Source organism: Candidatus Stygibacter australis, from assembly GCA_030765845.1.
Lineage (GTDB): Bacteria > Cloacimonadota > Cloacimonadia > Cloacimonadales > TCS61 > Stygibacter > Stygibacter australis.
Window position 1 is genome coordinate 1 of the sequence record JAVCDJ010000235.1, and the last position, 18,532, is coordinate 18,532.

Consider the following 18,532-nt stretch of genomic DNA (forward strand, 5'->3'; position numbering starts at 1 on the left):
AGTTGCGGATTGAGAACGATTGTCTTATTCTGGGGTGTTATCCTGCCAGTTTTCCTCGGTAATAGTTATTGTGCGTTCAATTTTGCCAAATAAATTACAATAGGCTATGACTGTAAGTTCATCTCCGGGATTAAGATCCCGCACCATGAAATTAGCTCTCTGTTCATTTCGGATAGGCTGGCTAAAGAATTTCTGTGTGATCAGCAATCTGTCTTCCAGTTCTAGTCCCTGGCGATTCATATATATTTCCAGATTATTGATATAGTGAACCGAAGTGGAATTCACTTTGTGATATACTATCACGGAAAGATCACCGCTAATGGCACTGTATTTGATCGTCATATCAGAAGGCTCATGGCAATGAGCCGCCGCTGCCAGCATCAAAAAGATCAGGCAGAAAAACCAGGTTATACTTCTATTATTTATCATTTTTTTATTCCATCATTTAATTGATAAAAAACATATTTAGAGCAATGTTATATCGTCAAGTAAAATTATCCCTTTAAGCCACTGGATACAAAGGATGACATGATCTGTCTCTGGGCAATCAGGAAGAGCAGAACCAAAGGCAGGATACTGAATGTGGAAGCAGCCATCAGCAGGGCAGTTTGCGAACTGGCTTCTGCTGAGAAATATGATAGACCAACCTGGAGCACACGCAATTTGGGACTGTCTATCATTACCAGGGGCCACATAAAGCTATTCCAGGAGCCAATAAAGGCAAAAATGGCAGCAGTTGCTATCACACCCTTGGAAAGTGGCAGCACGATCCTCCAGAGAGCACCAAAACGGCTGCAGCCGTCAATTGAAGCAGCGTCAAAAAGTTCCTGCGGTAAAGATTTAAATTGCTGACGCAGCAGGAAGATCGTGAATATATTTGCCAGCCAGGGCACTATGAGCGCATAATATGTGTTTAGCCAGCCAAGATGGTGAAGCAGAATATATGAGGGTATCAGATAAACCGGCTGAGGCACCATCATCATGGAAATAAAGAGATAGAAAATGAATTCTTTTCCCTTGAACCTCATTCGGGCAAATGCGTAGGCTGCCAGACTGCCGGTGATGATCACTCCCAATACACTGATACCGCTGACGAATAAAGTGTTGAGGAAATACCTGCCGAAAGGTACCTTTTTCCAGGCTTCAGCAAAATTACTGAAAAAGAATTTTATGCTTTTCTTGTGAGTAACTTTTGACGCCTGAACTTTAAGATAAGACGCTATTATCACATCATTTTCATCAAAAATATTGATCCAGAGACTGTCACCCGGAGCAGGTTTGAGGATTTTGCAGCGTAATAATTCACCATCCCCAGCCAGATCAAGATAATCAGCTTCCACATAAGGGATAAACCCGTTATTTCCTTTATTGATCTCCAATTGCGCTTTTACAGATGTAGACAGCATCCAGGCAAAGGGCATGATCATAAATAATCCGCATAAGCCCAGAATGATATAAGCAAATAATTTTTTGTCCTGCATGCTCTATCCTTAGTAGTGTACTTTTTTCTCCAGCCTTCTCTGGAATAGAGTGAGACTGAGAATAATGAAGAAAACAACCAGAGCAATGGCACTGGCATAACTGAGATTCTGGCTTTCGCCAAAACCCTGCTCAAAGAGATAATAGACTATCACCTTTGTGGTTCCCAATGGTCCTCCCACAGGAGGTCCGGTCATCAAGTAGATCTGTGAGAATACCTGGAATGTGGTTATAGTAGTCATCATCAGCACATAGAATGTAGTGGGGGATACCAGGGGTAATGTGATCTTAAAGAATTTGGTGAATTTATTTGCTCCATCAATAGAAGCCGCTTCATAATATGTTTCGGGTATATTCTGTAAACCGGCAAGATAGATTATTGTATTATAACCCAGCCCTTTCCAGATTGTGAGAATAATTATGGAAAAAAGTGCCAGTGAAGGTCCTCCAGCCCAGGCAGGAACAGCACTGCCGAACATCAACTGAAAAATACCGCGACTTTCTGCCAGCCAACCCAGAGGATCTATGCCGATCAATCCCAGAAGATAGTTCATTAATCCTGTCTGCTGATTGAAAATGATCTTCCAGACAATAGAGACTGCCACCATTGAAGTGACTGTGGGGATGTAATATACGGTTCGGAAAAAGGCACGTAATTTTGTGATGCCATTCAGGAAATTGGCAAAAACCAGTGATAAAAACAGGCTGAGAGGTACTACGAAGATCACCAGATAAAGTGTATTTAACATGGATTGCCAGAATTCAGGATCAGTTAGCAATTTTTGATAATTAGCAAATCCTATGAAATCACCTGCACCATTAATTGTCCATTCATAAAAACTTACTACAAAGGATAAAACTATCGGTACCAGACGGAATACAATTATGATCACCAGTGCCGGAAGTAAATATAAATATGGACCAATATCAAATTTCTTTTTTACCATTTCACCTCACTCGCTGGATAAAATCATTATAGGCATCTTAAATGTCAATAAATTTGGCTTTTAATCGTCTGATCCCCTGATATGATCGCTCTATGAGTGACTCGGGAATTTCTCCTGAATATACCAATTCGCGGGTTGTCTCCACTATCTGCTCAATTGTGAGTTGATTATTTGGTTTGCTGTTACCAAAAAGCAGCAGGTCATTACCTGCCAGAATTGCCAGCCTAAGAATTTCAGTAAGGCTATATTGATCAGCTACAGCTTTCATCTGCAAGTCATCAGTGATAATTACGCCCTGCCAGTTCAGCCGGTCTCGCAATAGAGAAGTGATAATATTTTTACTTAGTGAAGCAGGATAGTTCTCATCTAAATGCTTGTTCTGTATATGACTCACCATCACCATATCCGCAATGTTTTCTGGAATTAGCTGCTGATAGGGCTCAAGTTCAAGATCATTCCAGCTCTGGCTTACATCAGCTTTATCATAATGAGAATCCGTGCTGGCTGAGCCATGACCAGGGAAATGTTTCAAGCAGTTATAAATTTTATAATTATTCATCATCTGGCAGAAAATTCGAGCCTGAATAGTTACTAATTCAGGTAATGATGAAAAGCAGCGTTGATGCCTGCCAATAGCCGGGGAATCTGGATTTATATCCAGGTCGATAACGGGGGCAAGGTTGAGATTTATCCCATTTTCCTGAAGCTCTTTAGCAATGTTTCCTGCCCAGTTACTGGTGACAGATACCAGGTTTTGCTCTCCTATCTCTCTGGCACTTGCTGATGCCTGAAAACCATGTTCCGGCTTTAATCGGATCACTTTTCCACCTTCCTGATCAACAGCAATGAAAGGAGGAATTTTGGAATGCTGCTTAATGCAATTCGTGAGCCGGAGTAATTGAGCAGGGGATTTAATATTACCGGCTTCAGGATATGAAGGACGATTATAGAGTATCACACCACCAGGATTGTATTTCTCCAGGGATGCAGCGAATTCCGGGTTAGATTCATCGTCACCCAAAAATCCCATGACCAGCATTTGGGCTATTTTGCTTTCCAGAGAAGATACTCGACCAGTACTTAGTACTGATAACAGAATAATCACAATTAATATTAAAATTACCATAGATACATTATTGTTGAGAGACAGAGAAAGTAAAGAAAAAAATCCGGGATAGTAAGTTATTGCACTTTCCCAAGTTATATGTATATATTATAGGATAGTTCCTAAACATGTGAATTATTGGTTGACAATATATAAATTGTCCTTCTGTATTTGTTCAGGAGATAGAAAATGATCGTGATTAAACCGGAATATTGTTCTAAAGACAATAAATGTCAGGTTATCAGTTTCTGCCCGGCAGAAGCTGTAACCCATGAGCCGGGAAAGGTTCCACAGATAGATTATCAAAAATGTACTGAGTGCCGGAAATGTTTATATTTTTGCCCGGCATTCTGCGAGATAATCGAAGACTGATTCAGAGAAAGATAAGACATTTCATAAGTTAACGATATTTTTACTTTACAGAAATTTATAATCAGAGAATAAAAGCTTTAATACACAGGAGCAATAATGAAAAAGAAGCTGTTTTTAATTGATGGTACCGCCCTGATCTATCGGGCCTATTATGGACTTATCCGTAATCCTCTTTATACTTCTACCGGCATTAATACCAGTGCCATGTTTGGCACTTTCAATATGTTTCTCTCTTTTTTGCAACGCTATAATCCTGAGTATATGCTGATTTCATTTGATCTGAAGGAAAAAACCTTCAGATCTAAACTTGACCCTAATTACAAAATTAACCGTCCTCCAACTCCTCCGGAAATGATTGAGCAGTTTGAGCCGATCAGGGATTTCTTCGTGTTAGCTGGTGTGAAAGAAGTGAGTATCTCAGGATATGAGGCTGATGATATTCTGGGGTCGGTTGCGGAGCAATATAAAAGTGAGTTTGATGTTGTCATCGTTACTGGAGATAAAGATTTCGCTCAGATAGTGGATGACAATATTGTACTTTTTGATCCCAAAAAAGAAATCATTATCAATCGTGAGAAGGTAATAGAAAAATATGGTGTTACTCCTGAGCAGTTTATTGAATATCTGGCAATTTGCGGTGATAGTGCTGATAATATACCTGGAGTGAAAGGTATCGGTCCCAAAGGAGCAGAAAAGCTGCTTCAGGAATTTGGTGATCTTGATAATATCTATCAACATCTGGATGATATTTCCTCAAAAAGTATCAGAACAAAGCTGATTGAACACAAGGAAGATGCTTACTTATCCCGCAAACTGGCTACCATTATCCGTGATCTGTCTCTGAATATTGATCTTAAGGATTTGAAATTCACTAATGCCAGACTTTCCCATACTATTGATTTTTTGCGGAAATATGAACTGCAATCAATAATTAATAAAGTGCAGCCGCTTGAGCAGGATATATTCAGTATGCTCGATGATGAAGCTGCTGATGAATCTGATCCTTTTAAAGCAGTGCTGATCAATGAAAATTCTGAATTTGATAAACTTATTGATCAAATAAAAAAACAGTCAGTTATTGCTATTGATACGGAAACCACCTCCAAAGATCCGTTATTAGCTGAGCTGGTGGGAATATCTTTATGCTGGGAAGAAAATAAGGCATATTATCTGCCTATTGGTCATCAAATGGCAGTGAATCTTGATAGAGAAATAGTGCAGGAAAAACTGCAAAATGCCCTTAAAGGTAAAATCCTGATAGCTCATAATTATAAATATGATTTTCTGGTACTCAAATCTGCCGGCTGGCAGCTTGATAATCAAGTTTTTGATACCATGATCGCTGATTATCTGCTGCATCCATCCGATAGACATAGCCTTGATCATTGTGCCCAGAAGTATTTCTCATATAAAATGATCCCTATTTCAGATCTGATTGGTAAAGGGAAAAAACAGGTAACTTTTGACCTGGTGGGTACCAGCCAGGCTTGCCGTTATTCTGCTGAAGATGCCTGGGTCACCTGGAGATTATATCAATTGCATTCTACAGGAATTAAGGAATCTGAACTGGATAAGCTTTATTATGATCTGGAAATTCCACTCCTGTTTACCTTAGCTGAAATGGAAAGCAAAGGTGTCTATCTGGATCAAAAGTTTTTGAAGAAACTTTCATCCCAGGTTCAGGGAACTATTGGAAAACTTACTAAGGAAATATATGAAATTTCCGAGGTGCAATTTAATCTTAATTCCACTCAACAATTGGGCAAAATCTTATTTGATAAGCTGGAAATCCCTCCGGTGAAGAAAACTAAATCAGGTTATTCCACTGATCAAAGCGTGCTTGAAAAGCTGGCACCAGAACATGAGATTGCCCGTCTGCTCTTAGAATACAGAATGCTCAATAAACTTCTGAATACCTATATTAATGCCCTGCCTGCTCTTGTGAATCCCCTTACCGGTAGGATTCATTCTTCCTTTAATCAGACAATTGCTTCCACGGGCAGACTTTCTTCTTCTAATCCCAATCTGCAGAATATTCCTATTCGTACTAAATTAGGTAAGGAAGTTCGCAAAGCATTTTGTGCTTCACATAAGGGTTGGTCTATAGTTTCTGCTGATTATTCGCAGATCGAGCTTAGGATCTTTGCCATATTAACTCGTGATGATACTTTGATCAAAACCTTCCAGGCTGATAAAGATATTCACAGTAAAACTGCCAGCTTGATCTATAAAATTGCAGAGTCTGAAGTTACTCCAGAACAGAGACGTTATGCAAAAATCATTAATTTTGGCTTGTTATATGGCATGGGTGCTTACAGAATATCAAATGAACTCTCTATCTCTCGCAAAGATGCTCAGAAATTTATTGATGACTATTTCCAGAATTTCCCTTCTGTCAGGAACTTCATCGATGTTCATCTGCTGGAAGCTGCTGAAAAGGGATATGTGGAAACTATTCTAAGACGCAAACTCTCTTTACCTGATCTGAATAGCTCAAACAGGCAATTACGCGAAGCTGCCCAAAGAGTAGCAGTGAATATGCCTGTTCAAGGTAGTGCTGCAGATGTTATCAAAATTGCCATGAATAGACTGCATAAGTTTTTCGAAAATAGACCTGAGATAAAAATGCTCATCCAGGTTCATGATGAACTGGTATTTGAGATCAGGGATGACGTGATGGATGAGGCATTGGAAGTGATAAAAAATACTATGGAATCTGCCATACCAGATGAGTTTAAAGGGATTGTTCCTCTGAAAGTTGAAATCGGGGTAGGATCAAACTGGTTCGAAGCGCACTAAAATATATTCAGCAAATCACCATTCATAAGATAAAATTCTATTCTTACCAGCCAAAACCTTGCGAATGGTGCCTGCACCTCCGCAATGGTTGATCAGAGGGAAGAAGAACATAAACAAAAGCCAATATACGATTTAGCGTTATTAGTAGCTTGCTCATATCGGTCAACCATTGCGGAGGTCTATGGACCATTCGCAAGGTTTTAGAAAGTCTTCTCCGAAATTGGATATTTCCGTCCATTCTCCGCTAATAAGATAAAATTCTATTCTAATAACAGCAATCGGCACTGATAAAGCCAGATGCATAAGTTTTGTATAATCCTTCTCGGTGGTTAAAATGTATGGCTCTCCGCAGAAATTAGTGGGTAGACAATAAAACAAAGGTCATCTGAATAGCTTCAAATTAGCAAAAGAAGTTTCAGTTACAAATTGGGGGATATGGGTGCAGAAGAATATCATGTTTTAGGTGAGGATGAAGATAAAAGTGAGAAATTGGAGAAAAAGCTTTTATTCAGTAGAAACGTTGCAGCAATATATGAAAATAATAATGATATTTTATATGGTGAAGAAGAATATTGATACACTTGTAACCCACAGGGAACCCACAGGGAGGGTACAGGGAGAATAATTGGGACAGAGAAAATAGTTAAATAATGACATTTCAGATATTTATGATCAAAAAGCATATAAAATGAGATAAAATGCGAAAAGTGTAACATATAGTCTAAAATATATAATGAGTAAAATTGTAAAGACAGGAAGTGAACGAGTGTATGGTGATATGATAAATAGCCGGGTATTTACTATGCGAAAGATAAATTACTAAATATAGTTCCTTGCGATAATTTTGAAATCTGCCACTAATTTTTGCTGAGAGCCAAATGTATTTTATCTGACTATCTTCTATGGCGAGTATATATTACGCCATTCTTCTAAATCAGGAACTTCAATCGGCTCTTTATTTTTATCTTAATCATCATACCACTTTATACGGGAAATAGAAAAATATCACTGTATTTTGTTTCAAGTTCAATTATTATTTTATACTATATATCACATTATTAACATTGTTAGATTATGTGAGATCATAAAAGATAAAAAAATAAAAAAATTGAGTGATGTTGTCACACTTTGGCAAATTCAGGGACTATATATATATAGAGATGATTTTAATTATAAGAATTTTTACGAGATTGTTAATAGATTGATAGTTATTTTGAAGAAAATATCATTGGCAAGATGAAAATGATATTGCGATATAAATAAATTAAACAGGAGGTATTTAAAATGACAAAAGTTAGAATTAACAGAAATGAGTTTTTAGTTCTGATCTGCATGATTATGTTTACTCTGCTAAGTTATGATCTATTATGCGTTGATACATTAGGTAACCAGGATGTTATTATTCCTGAAAAGTACAGTGCTGATGCAGAGACCATAATTACAGCGATGGAGAATACAAAACACGAAGATTCTCATCAAGAGCTGAGAGATAACCGATTACTTAGTCCTGAATTAGTAATCATTACGACTGATGCACTGGAAACTGATTTTGAAGAGTTTGCTGAGCTCAAGACTGAAGAAGGAATAGTAACAGAAATATTCACATTGACAACCACGGGCACAACTTCAACTGCAATAAGAAGTTGGCTGGAAACTCGAAAAACAACATATGCAAGTTTGCAATATGTTATAATCGGAGGTAGTATTGATTTAGTTCCGGCACATCAAATAGTCTATGATCATGCAGGAAGTACCATTTCTGCATCAACTGATTTTTATTATAGTAATGTATTATCAGCCTGGCCCCAGAATGATGATATCATGGCAATAGTTACTGATATTGATCTTTATGTTGGTAGATTACCTGTACGGAATTCTGATGAAGTTGAGAATTTTATAACTAAGTACCGGAATTATCGGACCAATTATATTGATAATACTGACAGGATGAGTTTTATATCCACTAATGTTCCTCGAGATGCATCATATGATTTATACGATTCCTATGTAAGTGATATAATGACACATACCGGGGCTAATATTGTCAACGAATTCTTGTTATGTGAAGATTTAGTTGATATCGTTAATGGCGCCGCTACTGAAGTAGTGAATGTGCTTCAGGACAGGGATTACTCTTTTTTATATGGAGTTTGGCATGGAGTGGATCAATTTACAATCCTGGACAGTGAGTTTGATCATAACGATTCAGCATACTTGCAGGGTTTTGGGCCTCATATGCAATCTCTAAGCATAAATACTAATAGAGTGGAGGAAGGGAGTTGTGAATATGGGGAAGAGATAAATGGCGAATGGCAATATTTCTACACAATTTCAGATGAATGTTACCTGCAGCTTGAAGACGTTTTACCAGAGACTTATGGGAATACATACGTTACCTGGATAGCATCCTGTAGGACAATGGATTTGAATTATGTAAGTTTTTCACAAGACTGTGCAAGAGATGAACAGGATGAGATTATCTGTAATTTGGATGAAAATGGCTGGTCCGACTATTGGGTGAACACTGCACCTGTGACGGTCTATAATGATGAGAATTGCATAAATGAAGTATTTTTTAATCAGGTGGGAGGTCCAGTAGCAATATATGCGTCATCAACCACTGATTATCCGAGTATTTCACGATTTATAGTACAAGAATATATGGATTTACAGTTTATTGACGATGAACATACTATGGGATTTATCACTAATGAAGCCTGGAATTTATATGACAATCTATTTTCAATATATTTATACAAGTTAATATTTTTAGGTCATACATTATTCGGAGATCCAAGTATGGATGTATGGTCTGCTGAAGCCAAGCAACTTGTTCTTAGTAAAAATATCAGAGTATCTCCTGAAAGTCTATGGCCTGAATTTGAAGTTTTTGACACTCAGGGTAATCCTGTTGAAGCGCTTGTAAGTGTAATTGATGATGTAGGAGTGCTCCAGGGAAGAGGGATGTCACCTTTTCAATATAATGGCACAGTTGGTAATGACTGGGTAATATCAGCCAACAAGGCAAATTACGTTCATGATATAAGGGAATACAGTTATTTGAAGACTAATGATACGGTACCTTATTCGATGGGATTCGAGGACGGGCTGGATAAGAATTGGAGAGTGGAATCTGATTTGCCTTATGGCAGAATTTTAGTTACTTCCGAGAATTCACCCCATAGTGGAAATATGCATTTGACCATGGACACAAATACAAACTATGAATATGCACACAATAGTGCTGATTTACATCTAAATCTGACAGGAGAAGACAGACTAATGCTTGATTTCTGGTGGAAGGAATTTTATGATGAAGATAATGATTATGATGGCGTGTTCATATCAGATGACAATGGAGATAACTTCACCAAAATTTATTCACTAATAAATGGCATTGGCTGGGAAAATATAATGATCGATCTGGATGCAGCAATATACACGGCAAGATTGGAATATAATAATAACTTTATTATCAGATTCCAGCAGTATGATAATTTTCCAATTAGTAGCGATGGATTTGCTTTTGATGATATTCAAGTCTATTCAATGTATGCTGATCTTCCCTATAGTACGGGTTTTGAATCAGGCTTGGATGGTTACTGGGATACTGAATCGAGTAATGCACATGGTTATATTGAAGTCACCTCTGAAAATATGTATCCTCATGGAGGTCAAGAAGCTCTTGTTATGGCAGGTGATGGAAGTGGAACTTATGTGTATAACAGGGCATTTTTATATTTGAACCTGGAGAATGAAACTGATGTAGAACTTGATTTCTGGTGGAATGATTACAATGATGAATATCAGGCTGGAGATGGAATATACTTATCTAAGAATGGTGGAATGAATTTTGTAAAAGTACACAATCTTAATGGAGAAACTCATGCTAATAAAGTGTGGACAAATATTGTGCTGGATATATCAGCTATTGCAGCCAATCTTACATGGGATTTAAATTCACATTATGTGATTAAATTTCAGCATTACGATAATGAGATCATCAATGAAGATGGATTTGCCTTTGATGATATTCAAGTGTATTCATCAGCAAGAGAAAAATCTGAAGAAAATTTTGGGAATGCAGTGACAAGTTTAAAAAGCTATCCTAATCCATTTAATCCTCAAACAACCCTTTCATTTAATTTGAATGAAAACACTGAAATAAATCTCAGTGTTTATAATATCAAAGGGCAATTGGTCAGGGAATTGATCAATGAACATCTTGAAGAGGGCAATCATTCAGTAATCTGGGATGGCCGTAATGCTTCAGGTAAAACAACAAGCACGGGAATATATTTTGCCAGATTGAAAGCCCGCAATCTTGATATTACCAAGAAAATCATATTAATCAAATAAAACAATTTAAACTGGAGGATAAAGTGAAGAAAAAAATATTGGCAATGTTATTGTTGTTACCGTTATTTTTAAGTGCAATTACCAATCAGTTTCAAGTAGAAACTACTGTTGAAAAGACTATCCTGAGAATGCCTTTATATAATTCAGAAGCGGATTCAGTATATCATCAGGTTCTGCCTGTGATAGACGGATGTGGATATAGTATAGATAATTCCATGAATTGTTCAGCAGCATTAAGCTCAGTTATGAAAATGCGGGATATGGAATTTACTGTACTAACTGTAGAACCTGAATTGGGATTAGTAAGTGGCGATACTATAAGTGTAGAATTAAGCGGCAGTAGCGAAGAGGGGATAACGTTTAATAACCCGGCAGGTTCATTTCTGAAGATGTATATCAGTATGTTTCCCGAAATGGCAGAACGTGAGAACTGGCGTGATGTAGAACCAGCCCAGCCAAGTATTCTATATATATATCCTGATGATGCGAATGTATTGATTAATCTAAACTATCTTGTAGAATGGAAAAAACAGAAGGGATATCTAGTAACTGTTGCTACTACAACCGAGACCGGAACAACCACGACCTCCATCAAGAATTATATCCAGAATGCTTACGATACCTGGGATGTGCCACCAGAGTATATTTGCCTGGTTGGAGATGCTAATGGCGATTACGCGATTCCCACCAACTTTTACTCACCCTTGAATGGCAATGGATCTGGAGAAGGAGACCATCAATACACTCTGCTGGCAGGTGATGACGCTATCAGCGATGTTCATATTGGGAGATTATCTTTTAGCAGTGAAGAGGAATTGCAAATAATAGTATTCAAAACAAAAAAATATGAAAAAGAGCCATTTATAAACGATCTAAGCTGGTATAATCAAGTTCTATTAACTGGAGATCCAACTGATTCTGGCTTATCTTGTATTTATACCTGTGTAAACATCAAAGAATTGATAAATAATAATCATCCTGAATATAGCTTTTTTGAAGTGTATGACGGCTCATTCGTACAACAAATGGAATCCTATATTAATGGAGGAGTTAGCTTTTTCACCTACCGAGGATATAATAACATGAGTGGTTGGCAAGTTGCAACTGCGTGTACTTTATCTAATGGCTATATGATGCCTTTTGTAGTTATACCTACTTGTGATACTGGAAGTTTTTTTGATGACAATAATTGCCGTAGTGAATCATTCCTTCGAGCCGGATCTAACACACTTCCGCAAGGAGGAATCGGAGCTATAGGGACAGCAACAACTGAGACAAATACTTGTTTCAATAACTGTTTTGCTCAGGGAGTTGCTTATGGATTATATGCAGAGGATTTAAAAACTATGGGAGCTGCACATACAAGAGGAAAAGTTTCATTGTGGGAGGGTTATCCTGACAATCCAGATAATCAAACTGAAAAATTTAATTGCTGGAATAACTTGATGGGTGACCCTTCTGTAGAAATCTGGATTGGTGAACCACTAAATCTTGTGGTTGAAAGCGAAGTGGATTACTCAAGTAATCAAAATGGTATAATAATTTGTGCGGAAAACGACAATAACTACCCAGTAGAAGGTTTATATGCATGTCTTTATAATGAGCCCAATGATGAACAATATTTTTGTTTCACTGATGAAAACGGAAATGCTTTTTTTGATATTTCAGGATGTACATCTAATTTATTTAAACTGACGGTTAGCGGTAAAAATTATAATCCGGTACAGAGTGATATACATCTGGTAAACCAGGAACTGGAAATAACTAATCTGACCTTTGCTAACATAGGCAATAATGAAAGTTTTGAACCAGGAGAAGAAGGAGAATTAACCTTTAATCTGTTTAATGATAGCGATGATGATATTTCACAGGTTGAAGTAACTATAGCGAGTATTTCAGATGAAATAACAATTGAAAATGGGGAAATAACGAACGTTACGATTCCAGCGCAGCAATCAGTTCTTCTTGATGATATTATCATAAATTACCTGGGGGGGGCAGATATATCTGATTGTAGTATAAGTATCAGTATAGAATCCCTGGAATGTTCATACACAGACTCATATATTGTACCACTAACATTTCTGGAATTATCGTTATATAGTTGTGTAATTAATAATAATAATGATCCCGAACCCGGAGAAATAGTAGATTTTGATTTTGCAATAGAAAATACAGGTGATTATGAGATTAATGATATAGCTCTGGAACTAACCTGCAATAGTAACTTAATAACTATTTCACCAAGCTCTTGTGACCCGATAGATCTGGACCCACAGGAAATTTATGAATCATTATTAGATCCTTTTTATATTGATATTGCTGATGAGTTTATTCCAGAAACGGATTCAATTTTCACCTTAACATTATCTAATGCAGCGGGATTTTGGCAGGAGATAGAAGTTATCCAGGCAATAGGAACCGCCGGGACAAGTGATCCTACAGGACCAGATGAATTTGGATATTGTATCTACGATGAAAATGATACCGGAGATCAATCGGTTAGTTATGTCTGGACTGAAATAAACACAACAACTGCTTTGCCTTTAGATCCAGAATATAATATTGGGGTAGGAGATCAAGGCACATCATGGCAGGTAAATCTTCCTTTTGATTTTCGTTTTTATGGTAAAAATTATGATGAAATAACTATTTGCTCAAATGGCTGGGTAGCTCCTGGTTGTACGGAGAGTGTTTCTTATATGAACAGACCAATTCCCGGAGATGGAGGAGTGTCACCAATGATAGCCGTATTCTGGGATGATCTTGTTATGAATGCAAATTCAGGAGTATATACAAGTTATCAAAATAACACACTTATTATTGAATGGGATAATCTGGAAAATGATTATGAGCAACCTGGAATAATCTATGAAGAAACCTTTCAACTAATCATCTATGACAGAGCTGAGCGTTCCACTTCCAATGGAAATAATGAAATGAAGTTTCAGTATAATACATTTAATAATGTCAATGCTGGCTCCTATAGTGGTGGTAGTGCGGAACATGGTTTATATTCAACAATTGGGATCGAAGACCAGACAGGAACAATAGGAGTTCAATATTCATTTAATAATGAATATTTTGATACAGGAACCCAACTTGATAATCATACTGCTATACTGATCAGTGGAGTTACTATACCTGCAAATTCCTGCTGGCTGGTAATGGAAGATTTGCATTACAACCAATCAGAGGAAGTTGTTCTACCAGGTACAACAATCAATCTTACTATTGATTTAAAGAATTTAGGTAGTGTAGCCACCGGGGATATTTCTATTACTTTGTCATGTGATCATGAAGAATATGTTGAACTGACAACCAGCGAATATACAGCTTCTACAATAGCTTCAGGAAATACGGCAGTAATAACCGAACTTTCATTCGATGTTAGTGAGAATTTTCCACTAATGGAAACGTTAAGATTTAATCTTAATTTCCAATGTAATGGAATGAGTTGGGATTATATTTCAATTCCGGATATCACAGCATCCTCAATTAATATTTCTGAAAGCATTATTGATTACGGAGAAGTTTTCCGTAATTATGAGAAAGAGTATGTTTTGGAGATTGGAAATATTGGGGCAGTAGATTTGGAACTCACAGATATTTATTTAGACTGTACTGGGCTTCAAAGTGATTTTGAACCTCAAACCATTGCACCAGGAGAAACTACAGAACTGTTACTCACTTATGAAAGCGAAGAATACGGAGAAATTGAGGGATCAATAACAATATCTAGCAATTCTGTAATTAATGATGAGTATGAAATTCAAGTAATCGGTACTGTTGTAGATCCTCCTGAAATTGAAGTACAAGAAATCACAGATTTTTCCGTACTAATTGATGAACTTACAGATATCCCAATCTGTATCAGTAATGTCGGTCTGGCAAATTTTGATTTTTCAGCTCATTTGGAGGGTATTTATAATTATTGTGCAGATTTCAACAATGGATATTTGCAACTTAACCAATGTTTACTCACTGATGATGATTTTACCATAGAAGCCTGGGTAAGAGTTGATGGTGCCGCATACGGTGATCATGCAACTAATACTCTATATGAGCAGAGAAAAAATACTGCAACTGGAGGATATGGTGCAGTAATCTGCTTTTTTGTCAGAACAGCTAATGGTGAGACTAAATTCATTATTAAGGGATCTTATAGTTCCGGTACCGTACTGACTGTTACCTCTGCCCCTGATTTGGGAGGATGGCACCATTATGCTGCTACGGTAAATGATGACGATATTTATCTATATATTGATGGTGAAGTAAAAGCTCATGCAGAAAATGATGAGAGTGGTGACTATATTGCTGGAGTAGTGAATAAAGATCTGGGTGCTCATCGGTATTATCATGACGTTGATCAGGAATCCTTCTTGAATGGTGCAATGGATGAAGTACGCTTTTGGAATGATGTCCGTACTGTAGATGAAATAAATGACAATATGTGTCAAGTTGTAGATCCCAGTGATGATGATCTGATTGCTTATTGGAGATTTGATGATACTAATAGCTGGTATGATCTGGTTCAAGGATACCCTCCCCTGAATGTAACACCGCACAACAATGTTAATTATCAAATTTCCGTGGTTCCAGGAATTTCCCTGGGAAATGATGACTTGGAGATTGTAAGTGGAGAAAGCAATGATTTAATTCTGCAAATTGATGGGTTTTTGCTGCAACCGAATCATGTATATGAAGCGAATATAATTCTGGAGGCAAATGATTATACTAACTATCCAGACATTGTATTTCCAATAACAATTACAGCAGTTGATAATGGTACGGGTACAGGAGAAGATATTATCTCTCATAACATAATAGAACAAAACTATCCCAATCCTTTTATTGCAACTAACAATATAAGGACAGGGACAGTAATAGAATATGCCTTGCGCGATGATATAAGCAAAGCAGAAATTGCTATTTATAATATCAAAGGACAAAAAGTGAGGAGCTATGTTTTGAATCCAGAAGAAAAGCGATGTGGAGAAATAATCTGGGATGGACGCAATAGCAGTAATGTTAAAGTAGGTACCGGTGTTTATTGTTATGGATTAAAAGCAGACGGAGTATTATCTGAATGCAGAAAAATGCTGTTGCTGCATTAGTATATCTAAGAATATTCCCAGTAAAAAATGAATTCAAGAGTTGTAGCTATACTTCTCACAAATTTTACTGGGAAATCTTGAAGCTTGTTATAACCTGAGAATTTCTGCATAACAGGCATTAAGAAAAGAGCTGAAAATTATGAATTAGGAGGATCAACAGGAAGCAAATTTATGCTGCTCAGATGCCCTGTTTATCCTCCTAATATAAAATTCTATTTTTTATTTACTGCCAGGTTTGTAGAACTATTCAGATACTCATCCATTTTATTTGTAGTACCAAAATAAAACCCGATTCATTGATTTTCAATGACTTAGCAATTGTTTTTTGAAAGATGAGCTAAGATAATAGACATGAAATTAATATTAATATTAATGAATAACAATAGATGTTACGATGGCATCATCATTGAAAAGATAAAATTCAATTCTAATAACTGCACATGGCGCTGATAAGACCAGATGCTTGAGTTTAGTATAATCCTTTTCAGTAGTTAATATATAATCTATTTGACTTCCTTCTATCTGATTTTCCATGGTTTGTTGATCATTAGTATTGGCAAAATGATAATGATCAGGAAATTTCAGATGAAACTGCCATTCAAGATTTAAATTTGATATGGTAGTTTCCAGAGAAAGAGGATCAGCTATTCCAGAAATGATACCTAACCTTCTGGATTTTAATTCTGACACTTCTATCCTGGTTTGGTTACTAACATAAATCCCTTCAACCTGATAACTTCCCTGATGAATATCTTTATTATACTTCGGGAAAGTTTCTGGTATATCACCTTCACCATTAAAGATGATCAGATCCGCATCTTTTATTGCTGATAATGGCTCCCGCAAAATACCGGCAGGCAGCAAAAACCCATTTCCTAATGGTTTTGCTGTCTTGAAGATCACAATATCAATATCGTGCTTTACTTTGAGATGCTGAAAGCTGTCGTCCAAAATTATCATTTCCAGATCAGGATATGCCTCGCAAAGCATCTGGATTGATTTCCAGCGGTCTTTCCCGGCACAGACTGGAATACCTGGCAGTTTCTCTGCCAATAATTGTGCTTCATCGCCAGCTTTTTTAGCTGCAGGTAATACATTATCTCTGTCTGATATCAGGGTATTATTATTTTCAAAATCACCTTTATATCCTCGATGAGATACTGCAATTTTTCTGCCCTGCTGCATCAATTTTTTTGCCAGCCAGATGGTGAAAGGCGTTTTTCCGCTGCCCCCAGCAGTTATATTGCCTATAGAAATGATCTTTACATCAGCCTTTTTTGCCTTATAATGATGATACCATTCTCGCCTGCAACTCTGAATCACTTGATTAATAAGTGATAATGGATATAAAATTATTGAGAGTATTGATCTATTCAGTAAATGGTGATTAATGAAGTCCTGACGGGTCACTAAAATTCGATCCCTTTTCTACTCGCTACGCCTTGATTGAAATAATGCTTCTGCTCTCGCATCTCGGTAACCAGATCAGCTCTTGCTATCACCTGTTCATCGGCATAACGCCCGGTCATCACCAGTTCAGCCTTTCCTGCCAGATCACATAATTCCAATTGCTTTTCAACAGATAGAAGTTTCATAAATACTGCAACATTGATCTCATCAAGAACCACAAGCTGATATTTATCTGATATCAATATTTCTTTTGCCTTTGCCCATCCGGATTCAGCTTCCTGAAAGTCAATTGCTGCTGGATTTTTGGGATTCACAAAATCTTTTGTACCGAATTGGAAAATATCCAATCCCTGCAGCTTACTCAAGGTTTTGATTTCTCCATAACTCCAGTCATTTTTCATGAATTGGATCAGACATACTCGCCAGTTATGACCTAATGCCCGGATGATCAGTCCCAGTGAACTGGTAGTTTTACCCTTACCGTTTCCCGTGTAAACCTGGATCACATTAAGTTCCTGTTGTTATTTAAACATTTCTTCCTGAAGCTTCACTTGCAAAGTGTCTACTTCAATAGAAGAGGTATAACCCCATTGCTGAGCTCTACGAAAGCAGTCTTGTGCTTTACTTAGATTGCCCTTAATATGAGTGGTTGTTTCATCACTGGATTCGTTCATAAAGTAGTCTGACATTGCCAGGAGCATGTGGGTTCTCCCCTTGGCATACCAGGTTAAGGCATCTTGACGATTAAATGTCAATGCCTTGGCATAATGGGCTATTGCCATTTCATATTGCATATCTTGTTCAGCCTTTAAACCCTTAATATAGTACCCTTCGGTCTCATCAGGTTTTTGACAACCGGCTAATAGCACAATGCCTATTACCAGGATCAATATTACATTCTTATACATGATTTCACCTCAATCCTTGTGGATATTTTTTATAAT

The 18,532-nt window shown here is 37.1% G+C and carries 12 protein-coding genes; 5 read left to right on the top strand and 7 right to left on the bottom strand.

All coding sequences use genetic code 11. From position 1 onward, the window contains the following. Positions 1–24: 24 nt before the first annotated feature. The 4 genes from RAO94_11960 to RAO94_11975 form a co-directional block, all read right to left on the bottom strand. Complete coding sequence (locus RAO94_11960; protein ID MDP8323057.1) at positions 25–429, bottom strand: hypothetical protein; 405 nt, start codon at positions 427–429, stop codon at positions 25–27. A gap of 65 nt (positions 430–494) precedes the next feature. Next, positions 495–1,481 (bottom strand): carbohydrate ABC transporter permease, encoded by a 987-nt coding sequence (locus tag RAO94_11965; protein ID MDP8323058.1) that lies wholly within the window; start codon positions 1,479–1,481, stop codon positions 495–497. 9 nt (positions 1,482–1,490) lie between these two features. Continuing rightward, positions 1,491–2,426 (bottom strand): sugar ABC transporter permease, encoded by a 936-nt coding sequence (locus RAO94_11970; protein MDP8323059.1) that lies wholly within the window; start codon positions 2,424–2,426, stop codon positions 1,491–1,493. 37 nt (positions 2,427–2,463) lie between these two features. Then, a complete protein-coding gene (locus RAO94_11975) occupies positions 2,464–3,531 on the bottom strand; it encodes a glycoside hydrolase family 3 N-terminal domain-containing protein (protein ID MDP8323060.1) in 1,068 nt (355 codons plus the stop codon). A gap of 189 nt (positions 3,532–3,720) precedes the next feature. On the opposite strand from RAO94_11975, the gene RAO94_11980 reads away from it, so the two are divergent. From RAO94_11980 to RAO94_12000, 5 genes are all read left to right on the top strand, one after another. Then, positions 3,721–3,903 carry a 4Fe-4S dicluster domain-containing protein gene (locus RAO94_11980; protein MDP8323061.1) on the top strand — a complete coding sequence of 61 codons (183 nt, stop codon included), beginning with the start codon at positions 3,721–3,723 and terminating at the stop codon, positions 3,901–3,903. 96 nt (positions 3,904–3,999) lie between these two features. Further along, positions 4,000–6,702 (top strand): DNA polymerase I, encoded by a 2,703-nt coding sequence (gene polA, locus RAO94_11985; GenBank protein ID MDP8323062.1) that lies wholly within the window; start codon positions 4,000–4,002, stop codon positions 6,700–6,702. Positions 6,703–7,137: 435 nt separating this feature from the next. Further along, complete coding sequence (locus RAO94_11990) at positions 7,138–7,278, top strand: hypothetical protein (protein ID MDP8323063.1); 141 nt, start codon at positions 7,138–7,140, stop codon at positions 7,276–7,278. Between the two features lie 708 nt (positions 7,279–7,986). Then, entirely contained in the window at positions 7,987–11,061 is a 3,075-nt protein-coding gene (locus RAO94_11995; GenBank protein MDP8323064.1) for a C25 family cysteine peptidase, read from the top strand. A 23-nt stretch (positions 11,062–11,084) separates the two neighbouring features. After that, positions 11,085–16,178, top strand: a complete 5,094-nt coding sequence (locus RAO94_12000; GenBank protein MDP8323065.1) for a C25 family cysteine peptidase — start codon at positions 11,085–11,087, stop codon at positions 16,176–16,178. Positions 16,179–16,547: 369 nt separating this feature from the next. Here the strand turns inward: RAO94_12000 and lpxK are convergent, their stop codons facing one another. The 3 genes from lpxK to RAO94_12015 are packed head-to-tail and all read right to left on the bottom strand — an operon-like array spanning position 16,548 to position 18,496. Next, positions 16,548–17,588 carry a tetraacyldisaccharide 4'-kinase gene (gene lpxK / locus RAO94_12005; GenBank protein MDP8323066.1) on the bottom strand — a complete coding sequence of 347 codons (1,041 nt, stop codon included), beginning with the start codon at positions 17,586–17,588 and terminating at the stop codon, positions 16,548–16,550. After that, positions 17,588–18,094 (bottom strand): cob(I)yrinic acid a,c-diamide adenosyltransferase, encoded by a 507-nt coding sequence (locus RAO94_12010; protein MDP8323067.1) that lies wholly within the window; start codon positions 18,092–18,094, stop codon positions 17,588–17,590. Before RAO94_12010 ends, lpxK begins: the two co-directional genes overlap by 1 nt. A gap of 15 nt (positions 18,095–18,109) precedes the next feature. Further along, the gene (locus tag RAO94_12015) at positions 18,110–18,496 is read right to left on the bottom strand and encodes a hypothetical protein (GenBank protein MDP8323068.1); all 387 of its coding nucleotides are present in this window, start codon (positions 18,494–18,496) and stop codon (positions 18,110–18,112) included. Positions 18,497–18,532: the final 36 nt, after the last annotated feature.